Raw genomic sequence first — 18,272 nt, 5'->3', positions numbered from 1 at the left:
TTTGATTTAGAATTCCAGCAACAGGGAAACTGAAGCAGAATCCACGCCCGTGGCGATATATCGAGACCGATGGCTGAAGTAACCAAACAGAACACCGCCCCCCCCCTCAACATCCTATTTGTTGTCAGTGAGGCGGTGCCACTGATCAAAACCGGCGGTCTAGCCGATGTCGCCGGCAGCCTGCCGGCTGCCCTGCGCAGCCTGGGACATGACTGCCGTCTGGTGCTACCCGCCTTCCCGGAGGCGCTGCGCCACACGCAACAGATCGAGACCATCAGCCAACTGCGACTGTTTGGCTACAACGAACCGGTCAATCTGCTCTACGGGCACTGCGGCGAGCATCAGATCCCGGTCTATCTGGTGGATGCACCGCACTTCTTCAACCGCGAAGGCAACCCCTACCTCGCACCGACAGGCGATACCTGGGCCGACAATGCCGACCGCTTTGCGCTGTTCTGCCGCGCCGCGGTTGAGATCGCCGTCGACCGGGCCGGCGGCAACTGGCGACCAGATCTGGTGCATGCCCACGACTGGCAGGCAGGTCTAGTACCGGCGCTGCTCTCGGTCGAAACCAATCGCCCTGCCAGCGTCTTCACCATCCACAATCTAGCCTACCAGGGTCTGTTCGACCAAGAGACATTCCAGCGGCTTGGACTACCGAAGAGCTTCTGGTCCCCCGAAGGATTAGAGTTTTACTGGCAGCTCTCATTCATCAAGGGTGGCATTGCCTACGCCGACCGAGTCACCACCGTCAGCCCCACCTATTCCCAGGAGATCCAGACCCCGGAGTACGGTTACGGGCTGGAGGGGCTGCTGCAGCACCGCCGCCACCACTTCAGCGGCATTCTCAACGGCATCGACTACCACGCTTGGGATCCGGAAAATGACCCAGCCATTGCAGAGCCCTTCAGCGCCGACCATTTCACCCACAAGCGTCTCAACAAACTGGCACTGCAGCGGGAGTTAGGCCTGCCCGAAGACGAACATATCCAGCTGTTTGGCTATATCGGCCGACTGGTGGAACAGAAAGGTGTCGACCTGATCCTGCAGATACTGCCTGGCATCATCGACTCAGGCGCGCAGGTGGTGTTTCTCGGCAGCGGCAACCCGGATCTGGAACAGGCGCTGAAGAAGATCAGCAATAAATACCACAGCCGGGTAGGGGTCAGGATCGGTTACGACGAAGGGCTAGCGCATCGCATCGAGGCAGGCTGCGACTGTTTTCTAATGCCCTCCCGCTTCGAGCCCTGCGGCCTGAATCAGATCTACAGCCTACGCTACGGCACTGTGCCGATCGTACGCCGCACTGGCGGACTGGCCGACACGGTGGTCGACGTCAGCCCCGCCACCCTGGCCAACGGCACAGCCAACGGCTTCGTCTTCGACCAGGCGAACGGTTCCAGCCTGTGGCAGGCAGTGGAGCGGGCCATCGAGTTTTACCAACGCGGCGAGGTGGAGTGGTGCATCCTCGCCACCAGCGGCATGAAACAGGATCTCAGCTGGGAGAACAGCGCCGCCCACTATGTCGATCTCTATCGTCAGACATTGGTGCGCTAAAATTGTCTGCAGCCCCCTCTGCCCCCGGGCAACAAAAACCCCGAGGCTAAACAAGGCTACGGGGTCTGATTTCAAACCGTCTCTGAAGCTGGATCAGGCCGCCTGAATTGGGATCGCATCGCCGGTCCGCGTGATCCGGTTCTGCTCGTTCAGATAGACCAGGGTCGGCTTGAACTGCTCCAGCTCCTGCTCGTTCAGCCCGGCATAGGCGCAGATGATGACCCGATCGCCCGGATCCGCCTTGTGCGCCGCCGCACCATTCACCGAGATGATGCGGGAGCCGGCCTCGGCACGAATCGCGTAGGTGGTAAAGCGCTGCCCATTGGTCACATTGTAGATCTGGATCTGTTCGTACTCGCGGATGCCTGCCAGATCGAGCAGATCGCTGTCCACCGCACAGGACCCCTCGTAGTCGACCTCTGAATGGGTGACACAGGCACGGTGCAGTTTGCATTTGAGAACAGTCAACAACATCTATCGAGGCTCCGTTTCACTGAACCGGTAATTATTATCGATCTTGATCCGCCCATCAATCCCCGGATGGCGGCAAAGAGACCCGCAGATTATCGATCAGCCGCGCCCTGCCCAGATAGGCGGCAGCCAGTACCACCAACTCAGAGGTCCCGCGAGCCGCAGGCTGCAGGTCATCGGCCGAAAGGATCTCAACATAGTCGGGGCGAAAACCTGACGATTCAAGGCTTTTTTTCGCCTTCGACAGCAGTTCCGCCGGGTTTGGCTGGGCCGACTTCAAACCCTCAGCCACCATCTGCAGGGCCGCATAGAGTGCCGGTGCACGTTTGCGCTCATCCTCAGTCAGATAACCATTGCGCGAACTACGCGCCAGCCCGTCTGGCTCCCGACTGGTGGGCACGCCAACGATCTGCAGCGGCATCGCCAGATCCGCCACCATGCGGCGGATCACCATCAGTTGCTGGAAGTCTTTCTCACCAAACAGCGCCAGATCGGGCTGCACCATATTGAACAGCTTGCAGACCACCGTTGCGACACCAGCGAAGTGGCCGGGACGACTAGCGCCACACAGCATATCGGAGATCAATGGCACCTCGACGCGGGTCTGCGCCGCCTGGCCTGCCGGATAGATGGTCTCCACGCTGGGCAAAAACAACAGATCGACCCCAGCCGCCGCGAGCTTCTCCCAGTCAGCCGCCAGGGTGCGAGGGTAGCTCTCCAGATCCTCACCCGCAGCAAACTGCAGCGGGTTGACGAAAATACTGACAACACAACGTTCAGCGCGCTTTTGGGCCGCCTCCACTAACGCCATATGGCCCGCATGCAGATTACCCATGGTAGGCACAAAAGCGACCCGCTCACCGCCCGCTCGCCACTCACGCACCCGTTGGCGCAGCGCCTCGATACTCGCTGTCTGCTGCATCGCCAACCTCAGAAGGCCTGCTCAAGCGTGGGGAAACTGCCATCGCGTACCGCCGCCACATAGGCCTGAAAGGCGCCTTCGATACTGCCAGCGCCGCCAAGGAAGTCGCGCACAAAACTGGCCGGATTGGGATTCATGCCCAGCATGTCATAGACCACCAGTACCTGACCATCACAGCTGCTGCCGGCACCAATGCCGATCACCGGTATCTCGACCGTGGCGCTGACCTCGGCCCCCAAGCTGGCTGGCACACACTCCAGCACCAGCAGATCGGCCCCTGCCTCCTGCAGCTCGTAGGCCTCCTTCAAGATCCGCGCCGCGGCCGCATCATCACGCCCCTGCACTCGGTAGCCACCGAGCTTGTGCACCGACTGGGGCAGCAATCCCAGGTGAGCACAAACCGGAATACCCTGTTCCGTCATGCGCCGCACGCTCTCCAGCACCGGCCCGCCGCCCTCCAGCTTGACCATCTGTGCGCCGCCCTCTTGCATCAGCCGCGCCGCACTGCGCAGCGCCTGCTCCGACGAGGCGTAACTCATGAAGGGCAGGTCGACGATCAGCAGCGGATTATGGCAAGCCCGGGCGACGTTGCGGGCATGGTAGACCATCTCGTCAAGACTGACCGGCAGGGTGGTCGACTGGCCCTGCACCACCATGCCCAGGGAATCCCCCACCAGCAACAGCTCGATCCCGGCCTGCTCCATCAGCCGGGCGAAGCTGGCGTCGTAGCAGGTCAGGCAGCTGATCTTGCGCCCATCGCGCTTCATCTCGCGCAGGCGCGTCACTGTAATCTTGTTCGACGACACTGGCGTGCTTCCCCTGAAAACAACAATTGCTTGGCAGCAATTCTATTGAGAGAGTCAATAATAGCAAGTGATTCAGCCCGATTCACCGCCCACAGCGGCCGCGCGCAGGATTCAGTTTACACCTGCCGAAACCCGCTCAGAGCTTCCACAGACCATCACTGGAAATACGTTGAAGCAACGCCTGCAATGATCCCGCTCCGGGGATTACCAGCCCAGCTGGGGCAATCTCAGCCAGCGGCAGCAGTACAAAAGCACGCTGTGTCATCTCAGGATGGGGGATCTGTAATCGATCCGTCTGCACCACCCGGTCAGCATAGAGCAACAGATCAAGATCGAGGGTGCGTGGTCCCCAGCGCTCGCCACCCCGCCTGCGCTGGTGCGCCGCTTCGATGGCCTGAGTCTGATCCAGCAGCACTTGCGGTGACAACGTTGTCCGCAACAGGGCGACAGCGTTGATGTAGTCGGGTTGGTCCGGCGGCCCCAACGGACGGCTGCGATAGAGGGATGAGTGGCTTGTCAGCGAACTGTCCGGCAGTCTATCGAGCTCATCAAATGCGCACCTGATCTGGGCCTCAGGGTCGGCTAGGTTGCTGCCGAGAGCGATGTAGACTGAGCGCGGGGCCGGCTCAGCCATCGACCGGCTTGTCCTCGCCGTCCGGTTTGCGCCGCCGCCGACGCCGGCGGCGGCGTTTCTGCTCGGTTGGTTCGGGTTGTGGACTCGCGTTTTCTTTCTGGAAATCGGTCCACCAGGCGGCTAGCTCCGAGTCTGTCTCCCCCGCCTCGGCACGCAGCAGCAGAAAGTCGTAGGCGGCACGGAATTTGGGGTGGGTAATCAGACGCTGGGGGCGTTTACCGGCGCGGTTCTCGAAACGCGGCTGTAATTGCCAAATGTCACGCATCGGGTAGCCGAAGCGCTTGGGGATCGAAACCGACTGATTTTGTGCCGACAATACCTCACGCCCCGCATCCTGCAGCGCCGGCACCGCCGCCAGCCCCTCCTCCATATACTGCCCGGCGAGTCGCCGCACCGGTTCCCACAGCAGCACTGCAAACAGAAACGCCGGAGTGACCGGCTTCTCCTCACGGATACGCTGGTCGGTATTGCTCAGCCCACGATTGACGAAGGTGATGGGGAAGTCATGCTCCTCGTGGGAGAGTGCCTCTTCGGTGGCGGGAAAGAGTCGACTAAAGAGACCGTAATGGCGCAGCTTTTCGAAGGTTTCGAGGGCCGAGCCACCGAGAAACAACTTCAGCACCTCTTCGTAGAGGCGCGCTGACGGCACCTCCTGCAACAGGCCGCTGAGAGGTTCGATGGGGGCCTCTGTCTGCTCCTCGATGAGGAATCCAAGCTTGCCGGCAAAACGCACCGCCCGCAACATGCGCACCGGATCCTCACGATAACGCTGTTCAGGATCGCCGAGCAGCCGCAATCGGCCCTCGCGCAGGTCCTGCATACCGTTTGCGTAGTCGAGCACGGAGAAGTCCTCGATATCGTAGTAGAGGGCGTTGATGGTGAAGTCGCGGCGCTGCGCATCCTCGTCGATGGTGCCGTAGACGTTATCGCGCAGGATCATGCCATTTTCCACCTGGCGCTGATCCTGCTGTTCACCATCCCCCATACTACGGAAGGTGGCGACCTCGATGATCTCCCGGCCGAAATGGACATGCGCGAGGCGGAAGCGGCGGCCGATCAGGCGGCAGTTGCGAAACACTTGCCGCACCTGCTCCGGGCGGGCATCGGTGGCCACATCGAAATCTTTTGGCTCGCGCCCCAACAGCAGGTCGCGCACCCCTCCGCCCACCAAGCAGGCCCGATAGCCGGCATTTTTCAGCCGATAGAGCACCTTGAGTGCGTTTTCACTGATGTTGGAGCGAGAGAGGTTGTGCTCAGGCCGGGCAATAACAACTGGTGTAACGATTTTCTCTGTCCTTGGTGATTGAATAAAAAAATGTGCTCAGGCCATTGTGCCTGGCAGCAAGGTCAGTATAATACCGGCTTTCTCGCGACGTTGCTCCCTTCGTCTAGCGGTTAGGACGCTGGCCTCTCACGCCGGTAACAGGGGTTCGATTCCCCTAGGGAGTACCATCTTCCCCCCCCATCCTCTCTAAGCGGACCATACACGCAAAAAAAGTAGGCGACACATACGCAATAAAAAAGGGCCTGTGACAAACACAGACCCTTGCAGGCGCTCATCCGCTCCGAATCAAAGATCCGCGGCGATCTTCTTCAGATACTCCGCAAAATCAGCGCCGATCTCAGAGTGTGCCAGGCCATATTCAACGGTCGCCTCCATGTACCCCTCTTTGCTGCCGCAGTCATAGCGCTTGCCCTTGACGCGATAGGCGCGCACCTTCTCATACTTCAGCAGTTCCGCAATCGCATCGGTCAGCTGGATCTCACCGCCGGCGCCACGCTTGGTCTTCTCCAGCAATTCGAAGATACGGGGGGTCAGGATATAGCGCCCGACCACTGCCAGATTGGAGGGTGCATCTTCCGGATTCGGCTTCTCCACGATCGAGGTAATGATCGCAGTCTCGCCGTCATCTTCCGCGATCTCGACGATACCGTACTTGTTGGTCTCCTCCGGCGGAACCTCTTCCACCAGGATCACACTGCACTGGTACTTTTCGTAGACCTCCGCCATCTGCGCCAATGCCCCCTTACCACCATCACCTTTGATCAGGTCATCCGCCAGGGTCACCGCAAAGGGTTCGTCGCCCACCACCGGCTTGGCGCAGAGCACAGCATGGCCCAGGCCGAGGGCCTCAGCCTGTCGCAGATAGATACATGAGACATTCGAAGGCAACACATTCTGCACGATCTTCAACAGTTTGTGTTTGCCAGCAGCTTCCAGCTCGCTCTCCAGCTCGTAGTTTTTATCAAAGTGATCGGGGATCGCGCGTTTCTGACGCCCAATGATGAAGACCAGGTTGTCCACGCCGGCCTCTTCTGCCTCTTCCGCTGCATACTGGATCAGCGGTTTGTCCACGATAGGCAACATCTCTTTGGGGTTGGCTTTGGTGGCGGGTATGAAACGGGTTCCCATCCCGGCTGCAGGAAAGACGGCTTTACGTATCTTTTTACTCATCCTCAGTCCTTGGTGTTTGGTGCTTTTCTTAGATAGTTCGGATGACGATCCGAAACCCGCCTGAGAGTATGATCGCCCCACAGGGGTGTCAATCAATCCAACTATTTGTCAGCCGATAATGTCGATTCGGTTACATCCGCATTGATCTGACGCAGCACCGCCAGCGGATCCGCCGCGGCGGTAATCGGTCGTCCGACCACCAGATAGCTGGAACCGGCAGCGATCGCCTCCCCCGGCGTCATCACCCGTCGCTGATCATCGGCAGCCGCATCCTTTGGTCTTACTCCTGGCGTCACCAGCAGGAAGTCGCCGCCCACTGCAGCGCGGATTGCTCCGGCCTCTCGCGGCGAGCAGACCACGCCATCCAGCCCAGCGCTTTTTGTCAGGTGGGCCAGACGGAACACATTTTCCGCCGGGGTGCCGTGGAAACCGACCTCGGCGATATCCTCCCTCGAAAGACTGGTCAGGATAGTCACCGCCACCAACTTCGGCCGCTGGGCATGGCGTTCCAGACGCTCCCTGGCCGTCTCCATCATGCGACGTCCGCCCGACGCATGCAGATTGATCATCCAGACACCCAGATCTGCTGCCGCATCACAGGCCGCAGCTACGGTATTCGGAATATCGTGGAACTTGAGGTCGAGAAAGACCGCAAACCCGCGCACCGAAAGGCTCTCGACAAAGCCGGGGCCCAGACGGGTGAACATCTCCTTGCCGACCTTAAGATGGCACAGAGAGGGCTCCAGCTGGTCCACCAGCTGCAACGCCTTCTGCTCCTCAGGAAAATCCAGGGCGACAATCACCCGCGAACCTGTCTCACTCATCACTGCTCCTCCCGCAAACCACATGCTTCAGGGCCGCTCAAGCGACCCCGCCGTTTTGGGCTGGCTTGATGCTACCCCAGCTCATGCAACTCGGACACTGCCAGTGGAGCTTCTTAGCGCTGAATCCACACTGCTCACACTGGTAGGCTGCCTGCCTCTCCAGCATCTGCTCTACTGCCTGCTTCAGGGTTGCCAGGGTTTCACCCACCGCCCCCGCCTGCCGCAGATTCAGGGTGACTAGCTTATCCAGCCCCTTGAGGTCGGGATGGGCCGCCAGATGCTTAAGGACAAACGCCTCGGCCGCCTGCTCCCCCTCTCTGTTCTGGATCAGATCGGTTAGCATCAGCATCAGCTCGCTGCCGGCATGGCGGCTGTAGAGCCCCTGCAGATAGTCGAGCAGCGACTCACCCTGCGGCAAGCGCTGGTAGCACTTCTGCAACATCGGCAGCACCTCCGGCAGATAGGCCGGCTCCTGCCCCTCGACTCGCTTGCAGCTCTTGATCACTGCCTTACAGTCACCGGCGTGCATCGCAATATCAGCCCGGATCAGCGTCACCCGCACGTTGCTTCTGTCTCGGGCGGCGGCCTTTTTCAGCTGCGCCAGCGCAACCCCCGGGTCGCTTTCGGCCAATGCCTGCAACGCCAGCTCACAATGAAAGTGGGAAATGCGGCTGGAGAGCCCCCGTTCGCCCGCCACCTTGAGTCGCTCGGCAGTCTCCAGGCAACGCTGCCAATCCTTCTCCTGCTGAAAGATCTCCAACAGATTGGATAGCGCCTGGCGCTTGTAGAAACGACTCTCGGCCAGCTCGCTGAAGAGGTTCTCCGCGCGATCGAAGAGCCCGGCCCGCATATAGTCCTGACCCAGCTCCAGCAACGCCTGGGCGCGCTGCTGCCCATGCAGGCTGGGACGAGCAATCAGATTCTGATGAATGCGTATCGCCCGCTCAACCTCACCGCGACGGCGAAACAGATTACCCAGGGCGAGGTGGGTCTCCACCGTCTCGCTATCCACCTCGACCATCTTCACCAGCAGGTCGATCGCCTTATCCGGCTGTTCGTTGAGCAGAAAGTTGAGGCCTTTGAGATACTGCGGCGACCATTCGCGAGCCGCTGTGCGCTCCTGCTTCGATACGCTTCGGCGCGCCGCCCACCAGCCTGACGCAGCAGCGACCGGAAGGAGTAACAACAACAACTCCAGCATGAGGGATTTTCCTTTAAGGAGCCTCTGAATGAATCATGAACGGCAGCCTTGCGGTCAAAATTCCCCGCTGCTGCGCTGGAAATCTAGGCAATAGACCAGCTATTAGCTGCGATTTCCGCCTTGCATCAGAAAACTTGGCCTCACAATTCTGCTCGCCCAGATTCATTCAGAGGCTCCTTAGCGATCCTGCAAAGGTAGCGAGCGGAGGTTTTTCACCTCCGCAATAGCCTCACGTTCACGCCGCCTGAGCTGAGCGTTCTCACGCTTGACGCCCAAGATCACGCCCATCCCGGAGAGGATACCCAGCAGCATACCGATACCCAAGGCGCCGACCATCACCAGCGAGAGCGGGAACTCACGGGCGCCAAAATAGAAGTTAAGCAACACCGGGTCGGCGTTCAGTGCAGCAAACGCTGCCGCCAAGATCATCAGCAGAAGGAACAGCAACAGTTTAATAATGCGCACCTGGGGCCCCCAATGTTTCCCGGACTGAGTGGGCTATTCTCTCGTAATTGTCTGCCGGTTGGAAATAGGCGTTGCGCTAATCTGGATCATTTAGACATGTTCATCCACCAATCCCCGCGATACAGGTTGAACCTGCTGCAGCGGCATGGCGTTTGCCGCCTGCCGATCATCGCCCCCCTGATCCGCCTCGGCACCCCCTCCCTTCTCCTGCTGATGATCGAAGGTGCGTGGATCGCGCTGCCCCACGTCCACATCCGCCAGATTAATATTGGCCTCACCCAGCATCTCCCGCAGCCGTGGTAGCGCCGCCTCGATCGCATCCCGGGTGGCGGCATGTTGCGCAACAAAGCTAACGCTGGCCTGATCGTTGTGCAGCGACACGCGAATCTCCAGTGGCCCCAGGTGGGGGGGACTGAGGCGCACCTCCGCCTGCTGGATGTTACGCCCGATCATCCATTGCAGACGATCCCCCAGCGACTGATTCCACTCTGGCTGTCCGACTGGCATATCGAGTCGCAGACCCATCGCTGGTAGTGAACGCGTCGCAGACGCATTTGACTGGACGCCCGCCAGCCCCCCACTCAGCAGCGAATCGACCAGCCGCGATTCGCCAACAGCAGCGGCCGACTCATCCTGACCAGCCAGGGCAGACGTCATCTGCAATCGCCCTGCACCATCCAGCAGGCGATCAAACTGCACCTGCTGCTGCGCCGCCATATCGGTCGCTCCCGGCATCAACAGCTGCTCCATTCTGGGCAGTCCCCCTGCCACTGGCGGCAAGGCCTTGCCGCCAGTGGCAGGCAGATGCGGCAAACCGGCGCCATCCGGGAGGGCAGCAGCAAGCTGCATCCCGGCGAACTCAAGAAACTTCATGAAATCGGATGCCTGTTCAGCATCAACCACCAGTTCGCTAGCCCCTTCCATCCCGGGCCCCTCCAGGGTGGCAGTTTCGCTGTGAATCTCGGCAGTGGCTGAGGCCGGGCCAGAGGATGCGGTAGGCAGCGTAGCGAGTGGGTTCATGATCTTGCCTCGAGTTAGGGTGCTGGGTTCACCTCCTGCAATGCAGGAAGTGGACCAAACCTGTCGAGGCTAAGCGGGAGAAGTGATCGCGCCAGAACGACTCTGCACAGCGCAGAGGGCTATTTCAGCTCGAGCACATCCTGCATATCGAACAGACCGACTTGCCGCACTGCAATCCAGCCCGCCGCCCTGACCGCCCCTTTGGCGAAGGTCATGCGGCTGGAGGCCTTGTGTACGATCTCGACCCGTTCACCCTCAGTGGCGAACCAGACCGAGTGCTCACCCACCACATCGCCGGCGCGGATGGTCTCGAAGCCGATGGTCTTGGCATCCCGTGCACCAGTGTGGCCTTCCCGGCCGTAGACCGCACACTCCTTGAGATCGCGCCCAAGCGCCTCAGCCACCACTTCGCCCATACGCAGCGCAGTGCCGGAGGGGGCGTCCACCTTGTGACGGTGGTGAGCCTCGATGATCTCGATATCGGCATCCTCTCCCATCACCCGGGCGGCGACCTTCAGCAAGTTGAGACAGAGGTTCACGCCAACGCTCATGTTGGGGGCGAAGACGATGCCGATCTCCTCTGCCGCCTTCTGCAGCCGCTGTTTTTCCGTATCGCTCAGCCCGGTGGTGCCGATCACCATCGCCTTGCGATTGGCCTGACAAAGCTCCAGATGGGCCATCGTGGCGGCGGGTGAGGTGAAGTCGATCAACACATCAAAATCGCCAAGTACCTCATCCAGTGACGCTGTGATACGGACATCCTGCCGGCCGATCCCCGCCAGCTCACCCACATCCATGTCGATAAAAGCGCTCTCCGGGTGTTCCGTGGCGGCACCCAGCACAAGCCCTTCCGCCTCGCTGACCGCCTGCACCAGCGCCCGGCCCATCCGACCTGCGGCACCCACAACAGCTATACGTTTCATCAATTCGCCTCTATCACTCTGCCAGCCTCGAGCACGAGACCCTACAGTTAAAATCACGATTCACCATAAGCGGCAGCACGCTCACGAAGATGGTGTTGATCACTCAAGTCTGTGCGTTTTTGTCTGCCTTGATGGAGCGGCAGCCTCAGAACTTCATGCCTTCAAAGAACTTCTTCACCCCATCGAGCCAGCTGCTCGACTGCGGGCTATGGCGGCTGCCGCCCTTCTTCATCGAGGTCTCGAGTTTACGCAGCAACTCCTTCTGCTCATCGGTGAGATGAACCGGCGTCTCCACCAGCACCCGACAGAGAAGATCGCCCACCGGACCGCCGCGCACCGGCTTCACGCCCTTGCCACGCATGCGGAACATCTTACCCGTCTGGGTGCCCGCCGGGATCTTCAGCAACACCTTACCGTCCAGAGTCGGCACCTCCAGCTCACCACCCAGCGCGGCGGTGACAAAGCTGATCGGCACCTCACAGAACAGGGTGTTGTCCTCACGACTGAAGATATTGTGCGGCTTCACCGTCACCTGCACATAAAGATCGCCGGACGGACCGCCGTTTTCCCCCGCCTCACCCTCGCCGGAGAGACGAATGCGATCGCCGGTATCGACACCGGCCGGCACCTTCACCGAGAGGGTCTTGTGCTGCTGCACCCGCCCTTGGCCATGGCAGCTGCCACAGGGGTCGCTGATGATGCTGCCCTTGCCGTGGCAACGCGGACAGGTCTGCTGCACTGAGAAGAAGCCTTGCTGCATGCGCACCTGCCCGTGGCCACCGCACGTATCGCAGGTCTTCGGGCTTGCTGCCCTTCTTAGCACCGGAACCGCCGCAACTGTCGCACTGCACGAAGGTCGGCACACGAATCTTCACCGTGGTACCGGCAACTGCCTCCTCCAGGGTGAGCTTCAGGTTGTAGCGCAGGTCGGCGCCGCGCTGCACTCGCGGACCACCGCCCGCGCCGCCCCGGGCGCCGCCAAAGATGTCGCCAAAGACATCGCCGAAGATGTCACTGAAATTGGCGCTACCACCACCAAAACCGGGCCCACCGCCCATAGAGGGATCAACGCCCGCATGGCCAAACTGGTCGTAGGCGGCGCGCTTCTGCGCATCGGAGAGGATCTCGTAGGCCACCTTGGCCTCCTTGAACTTCTGCTCCGCGTCCGTCGCCTTGTCACCGGTATTGCGGTCGGGATGGTACTTCATGGCGAGCCGTCGGTAGGCCTTCTTGATCTCGGCCTCGCTGGCGTTCTTATTGACGCCCAGTACTTCATAGTAGTCGCGTTTTGACATGTGCTGTCAGCCTGGCTGTGACTAAATTTCTTTCGGCGCAGAGAGCGCAAAGGCGCGCAGAGATCGCAGAGAATTAATTCATTCCATTGTGTCGGGTGCCTTCCCACGATATGAAAACACTCACATCACAATGAAATTCTTTGCGTACTCTGTGCTCCTCCGCGATCTCCGCGTCCTTAAAACATCAAAACCGTGCACCGGCCCCAAGGCCGATGCACGGTCCAAACTCAAGGCGTTGCCGCCTTATTTCTTGTCGTCCTTAACCTCTTCGAACTCGGCATCGACCACATCATCGCCACCGGCCTGGCTACCGGCATCGGCACCTGCGTCAGCCGCGCCCGCACCAGCAGCAGCACCTGCCGCCGCGCCGGCCTCACCACTCTGCTGGGCGTAGAGCCGTTCCATCATCTTGCCGGAGGCGTCGGTCAGGGCCTTGGTCTTGGCCTCGATGGCGGCCTTATCGTCGCCCTTGATCACCGCTTCCAGATCTTTGATGGCGGCCTCGATGGTCTCCTTCTCGTTGCCTTCCATCTTCTCGTCGCCGAGGTCATCCATCGCCTTCTTCACCGCGTGGATCATATTGTCAGCCTGGTTGCGGCTCCCTGCCAGTTCCTGGAACTGTTTGTCCTCCTCGGCGTGGGCCTCGGCATCCTTCACCATGCGTTCGACCTCATCATCGCTGAGACCGGAAGAGGCCTTGATCACGATCGACTGCTCCTTGCCGGTGGCCTTGTCCTTGGCGGACACATTCAGGATGCCGTTCGCATCGATGTCGAAGCTGACCTCGATCTGCGGCATGCCGCGCGGTGCTGGCGGGATATCGGTCAGATCGAAACGACCCAAGGACTTGTTGGCCGCCGCCTGCTCACGCTCGCCCTGCAGCACATGCACGGTGACTGCAGTCTGGTTATCGTCTGCGGTGGAGAAGGTCTGGCTGGCGCTGGTCGGGATGGTAGTGTTCTTCTCGATCAGCTTGGTCATCACGCCGCCCAGGGTCTCGATACCCAGTGACAGCGGGGTGACGTCGAGCAGCAGCACGTCCTTGACGTCGCCGCCCAGCACACCGCCCTGGATGGCAGCACCGATGGCAACCGCCTCGTCGGGGTTGACGTCGCGGCGGGGCTCTTTGCCGAAGAAGGCCTGCACCTGCTCCTGCACCTTGGGCATACGACTCTGACCACCGACCAGAATCACCTCGTCGATATCGGAGGTGGAGATACCGGCATCCTTCAGCGCCACCTTGCAGGGCTCGATGGTGCGAGTCACCAGATCGTCCACCAGCGCCTCCAGCTTGGCGCGAGTCAGTTTGATATTGAGGTGTTTGGGGCCGGTCTGGTCAGCGGTGATGTAGGGCAGATTGATGTCGGTCTGCTGGCTGCCAGAGAGCTCGACCTTGGCCTTCTCTGCAGCCTCTTTCAGGCGCTGCAGGGCCAGCGGGTCGTTGCGCAGATCGAAACCCTGCTCCTTTTTGAACTCTTCGACCAGGAAGTCGATGATGCGCATGTCGAAGTCTTCACCACCGAGGAAGGTATCACCGTTGGTGGAGAGCACCTCAAACTGGTGCTCGCCGTCGATCTCAGCGATCTCGATGATCGAGATGTCGAAGGTACCGCCACCCAGGTCGTAGACCGCCAGAGTCTGGTCGCCACGCTTCTTGTCCATGCCGTAGGCCAGGGCCGCGGCGGTGGGCTCGTTGATGATGCGCTTGACATCGAGGCCGGCGATGCGACCGGCGTCCTTGGTCGCCTGACGCTGGGAGTCGTTGAAGTAAGCCGGCACGGTGATGACCGCCTCGGTCACCTCTTCACCGAGGTAGTCTTCGGCGGTCTTCTTCATCTTCTGCAGAATCTTGGCGGAGATCTCCGGCGGTGCCATCTTCTTGCCGTTAACCTCGACCCAAGCGTCGCCGTTGTCGGCCTTGACGATTTTGTAGGGCACCATGTCCACGTCGCGCTGCACCACCTTGTCCTGAAACATGCGGCCGATCAGGCGCTTGATCGCAAACAGGGTGTGGTGGGGATTGGTGACGGCCTGGCGCTTGGCGCTCTGGCCGACCAGGATCTCACCGTCGTTGGCATAGGCGATGATGGAGGGGGTGGTGCGGTCGCCCTCGCTATTTTCGATGACCTTGGTGGTGTCGCCTTCCATCACAGCCACGCAGGAGTTGGTGGTACCGAGGTCGATGCCGATGATCTTACCCATGATTCAAACTCTCCAAAAATAGCTAATAATTCGTAATCTTTTGACTGCCCCTAAACTGGGGTCAATCTATAAAACTTCAAGCCTGCTCATCGACCGGCGCACTTGGCGCCCGCGACACTATTACCATCGCCGGGCGAAGCAGCCGGCCATTCAGGCTGTAACCCTTCTGCACCACCGCCACCACGGTGTTCGGCTCCATATCGTCGCGCTCCTGCATCGACATCGCCTGGTGAAACTCCGGATTAAAGGCCTCGCCCTCGGGGTCGATCTGCTCGACCTGGTTTTTGCTCATCACATCGTTCAGCAGTTTCAGGGTCAGTTCAGTACCCTCACGCAGCCTGGCCACATCGACGTTCTCATCCTGGGCGGCTTGGTGGCCCAGTTCGAGGCTGTCCCAGACTTGCAGTAGATCCTGGGTGAAACGATCCAGCGCGAATTTGTGGGCGTTCTCCAGATCCCGTTCGTGGCGTTTGCGCAAGTTCTCGATCTCGGCACGGGCGCGCACCAGCGCATCCCAGTGCTCATCTGCCTTGCTGCGAGCATCCTCCAGCAGGCGCACCAGATCCTTTTCGGCAACCACCTCAACCGACTCTGCATCAACCACTTCGGCCTCGTTCTCCGGGGCCGCCATCTCTTCAGCCTGCTCGGCGGACTGCTCTGACTGCTGCTTCTCTTCCACTGTTTCCAAGCCTCAAATTTTCAGTTTTAAATAGTGCGATTACGGCCAGATGGGGTCGCTTATTTATTTTTCAAGGCGGCACCGAGAATCTTTGCGGTGACATCGACAATGGGAATGACACGCTCATAGTTCATCCGCGTTGGGCCAATCACACCCAACATGCCAACCACCTGGTCGTCCACCCGGTAGGGGGCGGTCACCACTGAGCAACCATTGAGCAGCTGGTAGCCCGACTCTTCGCCGATAAAGATCTGCACCCCGTCGGCGTGCAGAAACTGGTCGAGCAGATGCAGAATCTCGCGCTTCTCGGTGAAGGCGTCGAACAGACCGCGCAGTTGCTGCAGGCTGGCCAGATCCTCGAACTCCATCAGATTAGTCTGACCTGCGATCAGGCAGTCCTCCTTCGCCTCGCTGGTATCGACCACCTCACCCGCCATCTCCAGCGCCTGCGCCATGGAGTGATCCAGATGCTCGCGGGCACTGTTCAACTGCTGCAGCACGCTGCTGCGCACCGCGGCCATCTCCTGCCCGGAGAAGGAGTGGTTCAAAAAATTGGCGGCCTGGTCCAGCTCGGCCCGGGTGAAATCCCGGTGGGTGTTAAGGATACGATTGTTGACCTCACCATCCGCAGTCACCAGGATCGCCAGCACCCGTCGTTCCGACAGGGGCAGAAATTCGATCTGGCGAAACTCCGTGTGTTTGCGGCGCGGCACTGTCACCACGCCTGCCATATGGGTGACCCCGGAGAGCATCTGCGAGGCGGAGGCCAGCAGCCCGCTCATATCTGTCGCCTGCGTCAGCTGCAGCTGCTCGCGCAGGTTCTCCACCTCGCGCGTCTTCAGGCGCTTTACGGTAAGCAGAGAGTCGAGAAACATGCGAAAGCCAGTGGTGGTCGGCACCCGTCCCGCCGAGGTGTGGGGCGAGGTGATCAGCCCCAAATCCTCCAGGTCGGCCATCACATTTCGGATGGTGGCGGGGCTCAGGTCCATCCCCACCTCTTTCGCCAGGGTACGCGAGCCCACCGGCTGACCCTCACGGATGTAGTGTTCGATCAGCACCTTGAGAAAGTGCTGCGCCCGCTCACTCACGCCGTTCTCTGCAATCGCCCGCTTAGCCGCCAAAGCACTCCTCCGTCCAACCGACCTGTTAGCACTCAGGCACAACGAGTGCCAAAGCCGGAAGAAGCTAACAAGCTACTTTTTGCGAGTCAAGGAATGAGCAACCATAAACGCCCGAGCGACCACTCCCGCTGGAAGTTTCAGAACCAAAATTCGGGCGCTTTATTTGCAACAGACAGCGTGTTAAGTTTCCCGACAGTTTCGGTGGCTAAGAAAGCCGTTCCTGCCACCATCGCTTAGCAGATTGCGACCCCATGAGTGCACCTTTCCAGCGCATCGGCCTGATCGGCAAACACGGCGATCCCACCGTTAAAAGGACGATTCGTCGGCTTTACGAGTTTCTTGTTGCTCGCAAGATCGACGTGCTGCTGGAGAACGGCACCTGCCGTCTGCTCGACGACGCACCGGTCTCCAGCGTGCCGGAGATCGACCTGCCCTGCAACAGCGATCTGGTAATCGTGGTCGGCGGCGACGGCACCCTGCTGCACGCCGCCCGCGAACTGGCCGACCAGGACATCCCACTGCTCGGCATCAACCGCGGCCGGCTTGGCTTTCTCGCCGATGTCACCCCCAACGAGATGCTCCCGCGGCTGGAAGAGATCCTTGCCGGCGAGTACGAAGAGGAGCAACGTTTTCTGCTCTCTGCAAGCATCGGCGACGAGCCCGGCAACGACCATTTCCGCGCCTTCAACGATGTGGTGCTGCACAAGTGGAACACACCACGGATGATTGAGTTCGAGACCTATATCGACGGCAAGCTGGTCAACGATCAGCGCTCCGACGGCCTGATCGTCTCCACCCCCACCGGCTCCACCGCCTACGCCCTCTCCGGCGGCGGCCCGCTGCTCTACCCGACCCTCGACGCCCTGCTGCTGGTACCGATCTGCCCCCACACCCTGAGCAACCGGCCGATCGTGGTGGATGGCAACAGCCGCATCGAGATCCACCTTGCCCCCGGCCATGCGGAGCATGTGCAGGTCACCTGCGACGGCCAGACCCACCTGCCGGTCATCGAGGGCGAGGCAGTACAGATCCGCAAGGACAAACACCACGTGCGCCTGATCCACCCACGTGGCCACGACCACTTCAGCCTGCTGCGAGCCAAACTCGGCTGGAGCGAACACCCGACACACGACTGATGCTTATTCAGATACACATCAAAGACTTGGCCATCGTCTCCAGCCTGGAGTTGCAACTACAACCCGGCCTCACCGCCATGACCGGCGAGACCGGCGCCGGCAAATCGATCCTCATCGACGCCCTCGGTATGGCACTGGGCGAACGCAGCGACGCCGGCATGGTGCGCGCCGGCTGCGAACGGGCCGAGGTGAGCGCCCTGTTTGACATCTCCCAACTACCTCAGGTGCACAGTTGGCTGCAAGAGCAGAGCCTGGAGGATGGCGACGACTGCCTGGTGCGCCGGGTGGTCTCCGCCGAGGGACGCTCCCGCGCCTACATCAACGGCCACCCCTCCCCGCTCAGCCAGCTGCGTAGCCTCGGCGGCCTGCTGGTGGAGATCCACGGCCAGCACGCCCATCAGCTGCTACTGCAGAACAACCACCAGCGCACACTGCTCGACGGCTACGGCCAGCACCAGGAAGAGTCATTGCAGGTGGCCGCCCACTTCAACAGCTATCGCAAGCTGCGTGACGAACTGGCCAAACGCAAGAGCGAAGAGAGCGAACGCAGCTCGCGTCTCG

General features: G+C 60.5%; 17 protein-coding genes, 1 tRNA gene and 1 pseudogene. 4 read left to right on the top strand and 15 right to left on the bottom strand.

Translation table 11 applies throughout. The annotated features are described in order from the left end of the window. Window positions 1–69 precede the first annotated feature (69 nt). The gene (gene glgA, locus RIFP1SYM_RS12265; RefSeq protein WP_005965179.1) at window positions 70–1,557 is read left to right on the top strand and encodes a glycogen synthase GlgA; all 1,488 of its coding nucleotides are present in this window, start codon (window positions 70–72) and stop codon (window positions 1,555–1,557) included. A gap of 93 nt (window positions 1,558–1,650) precedes the next feature. Here the strand turns inward: glgA and panD are convergent, their stop codons facing one another. The 5 genes from panD to pcnB form a co-directional block, all read right to left on the bottom strand. Continuing rightward, complete coding sequence (panD, locus tag RIFP1SYM_RS12260; protein ID WP_005965177.1) at window positions 1,651–2,031, bottom strand: aspartate 1-decarboxylase; 381 nt, start codon at window positions 2,029–2,031, stop codon at window positions 1,651–1,653. Between the two features lie 55 nt (window positions 2,032–2,086). Then, on the bottom strand, window positions 2,087–2,950 hold the full coding sequence (panC, locus tag RIFP1SYM_RS12255; RefSeq protein ID WP_240991580.1) for a pantoate--beta-alanine ligase: 864 nt from the start codon (window positions 2,948–2,950) through the stop codon (window positions 2,087–2,089). 8 nt (window positions 2,951–2,958) lie between these two features. Next, entirely contained in the window at window positions 2,959–3,756 is a 798-nt protein-coding gene (gene panB / locus RIFP1SYM_RS12250; protein WP_005965173.1) for a 3-methyl-2-oxobutanoate hydroxymethyltransferase, read from the bottom strand. Window positions 3,757–3,892: 136 nt separating this feature from the next. Continuing rightward, window positions 3,893–4,390 (bottom strand): 2-amino-4-hydroxy-6-hydroxymethyldihydropteridine diphosphokinase, encoded by a 498-nt coding sequence (gene folK / locus RIFP1SYM_RS12245; protein ID WP_005965171.1) that lies wholly within the window; start codon window positions 4,388–4,390, stop codon window positions 3,893–3,895. After that, window positions 4,383–5,699 (bottom strand): polynucleotide adenylyltransferase PcnB, encoded by a 1,317-nt coding sequence (gene pcnB, locus RIFP1SYM_RS12240; protein ID WP_305790645.1) that lies wholly within the window; start codon window positions 5,697–5,699, stop codon window positions 4,383–4,385. Before pcnB ends, folK begins: the two co-directional genes overlap by 8 nt. A gap of 68 nt (window positions 5,700–5,767) precedes the next feature. Between pcnB and RIFP1SYM_RS12235 the strand changes: the two genes are divergently transcribed. Continuing rightward, window positions 5,768–5,842 (top strand) — tRNA-Glu (locus RIFP1SYM_RS12235). A gap of 118 nt (window positions 5,843–5,960) precedes the next feature. Here the strand turns inward: RIFP1SYM_RS12235 and galU are convergent. The 10 genes and pseudogenes from galU to hrcA all read right to left on the bottom strand — a co-directional run bounded on the left by galU (window position 5,961) and on the right by hrcA (window position 16,575). Further along, on the bottom strand, window positions 5,961–6,845 hold the full coding sequence (gene galU, locus RIFP1SYM_RS12230) for a UTP--glucose-1-phosphate uridylyltransferase GalU (protein ID WP_039960428.1): 885 nt from the start codon (window positions 6,843–6,845) through the stop codon (window positions 5,961–5,963). A 101-nt stretch (window positions 6,846–6,946) separates the two neighbouring features. Then, window positions 6,947–7,669, bottom strand: coding sequence for an orotidine-5'-phosphate decarboxylase (pyrF, locus tag RIFP1SYM_RS12225; protein WP_039960426.1), 723 nt, complete (start codon window positions 7,667–7,669; stop codon window positions 6,947–6,949). Between the two features lie 37 nt (window positions 7,670–7,706). After that, on the bottom strand, window positions 7,707–8,870 hold the full coding sequence (lapB, locus tag RIFP1SYM_RS12220) for a lipopolysaccharide assembly protein LapB (protein WP_005965163.1): 1,164 nt from the start codon (window positions 8,868–8,870) through the stop codon (window positions 7,707–7,709). Between the two features lie 177 nt (window positions 8,871–9,047). Then, window positions 9,048–9,335, bottom strand: coding sequence for a LapA family protein (locus RIFP1SYM_RS12215; RefSeq protein ID WP_005965160.1), 288 nt, complete (start codon window positions 9,333–9,335; stop codon window positions 9,048–9,050). Between the two features lie 90 nt (window positions 9,336–9,425). Further along, entirely contained in the window at window positions 9,426–10,355 is a 930-nt protein-coding gene (locus RIFP1SYM_RS12210) for a flagellar hook-length control protein FliK (RefSeq protein ID WP_005965158.1), read from the bottom strand. 119 nt (window positions 10,356–10,474) lie between these two features. Beyond that, window positions 10,475–11,278, bottom strand: coding sequence for a 4-hydroxy-tetrahydrodipicolinate reductase (dapB, locus tag RIFP1SYM_RS12205; RefSeq protein ID WP_039960424.1), 804 nt, complete (start codon window positions 11,276–11,278; stop codon window positions 10,475–10,477). Between the two features lie 145 nt (window positions 11,279–11,423). After that, a pseudogene (gene dnaJ / locus RIFP1SYM_RS12200) lies at window positions 11,424–12,573 on the bottom strand (molecular chaperone DnaJ). A 243-nt stretch (window positions 12,574–12,816) separates the two neighbouring features. Continuing rightward, entirely contained in the window at window positions 12,817–14,775 is a 1,959-nt protein-coding gene (gene dnaK, locus RIFP1SYM_RS12195) for a molecular chaperone DnaK (protein ID WP_005965151.1), read from the bottom strand. 76 nt (window positions 14,776–14,851) lie between these two features. Beyond that, window positions 14,852–15,406 (bottom strand): nucleotide exchange factor GrpE, encoded by a 555-nt coding sequence (gene grpE / locus RIFP1SYM_RS12190; RefSeq protein ID WP_006473934.1) that lies wholly within the window; start codon window positions 15,404–15,406, stop codon window positions 14,852–14,854. A gap of 107 nt (window positions 15,407–15,513) precedes the next feature. Next, window positions 15,514–16,575, bottom strand: a complete 1,062-nt coding sequence (hrcA, locus tag RIFP1SYM_RS12185) for a heat-inducible transcriptional repressor HrcA (protein ID WP_039960419.1) — start codon at window positions 16,573–16,575, stop codon at window positions 15,514–15,516. 251 nt (window positions 16,576–16,826) lie between these two features. On the opposite strand from hrcA, the gene RIFP1SYM_RS12180 reads away from it, so the two are divergent. Continuing rightward, a complete protein-coding gene (locus RIFP1SYM_RS12180) occupies window positions 16,827–17,711 on the top strand; it encodes an NAD(+) kinase (RefSeq protein ID WP_005965145.1) in 885 nt (294 codons plus the stop codon). After that, on the top strand, window positions 17,711–18,272 hold a 562-nt coding region (locus RIFP1SYM_RS12175; RefSeq protein WP_039960417.1), incomplete at its 3' end, for an AAA family ATPase. The genes RIFP1SYM_RS12180 and RIFP1SYM_RS12175, both read left to right, overlap by 1 nt.

The organism is endosymbiont of Riftia pachyptila (vent Ph05) (assembly GCF_000224455.1).
Lineage (GTDB): Bacteria > Pseudomonadota > Gammaproteobacteria > Chromatiales > Chromatiaceae > Endoriftia > Endoriftia persephonae.
This window is presented reverse-complemented; position numbering and strand designations above follow the sequence as displayed.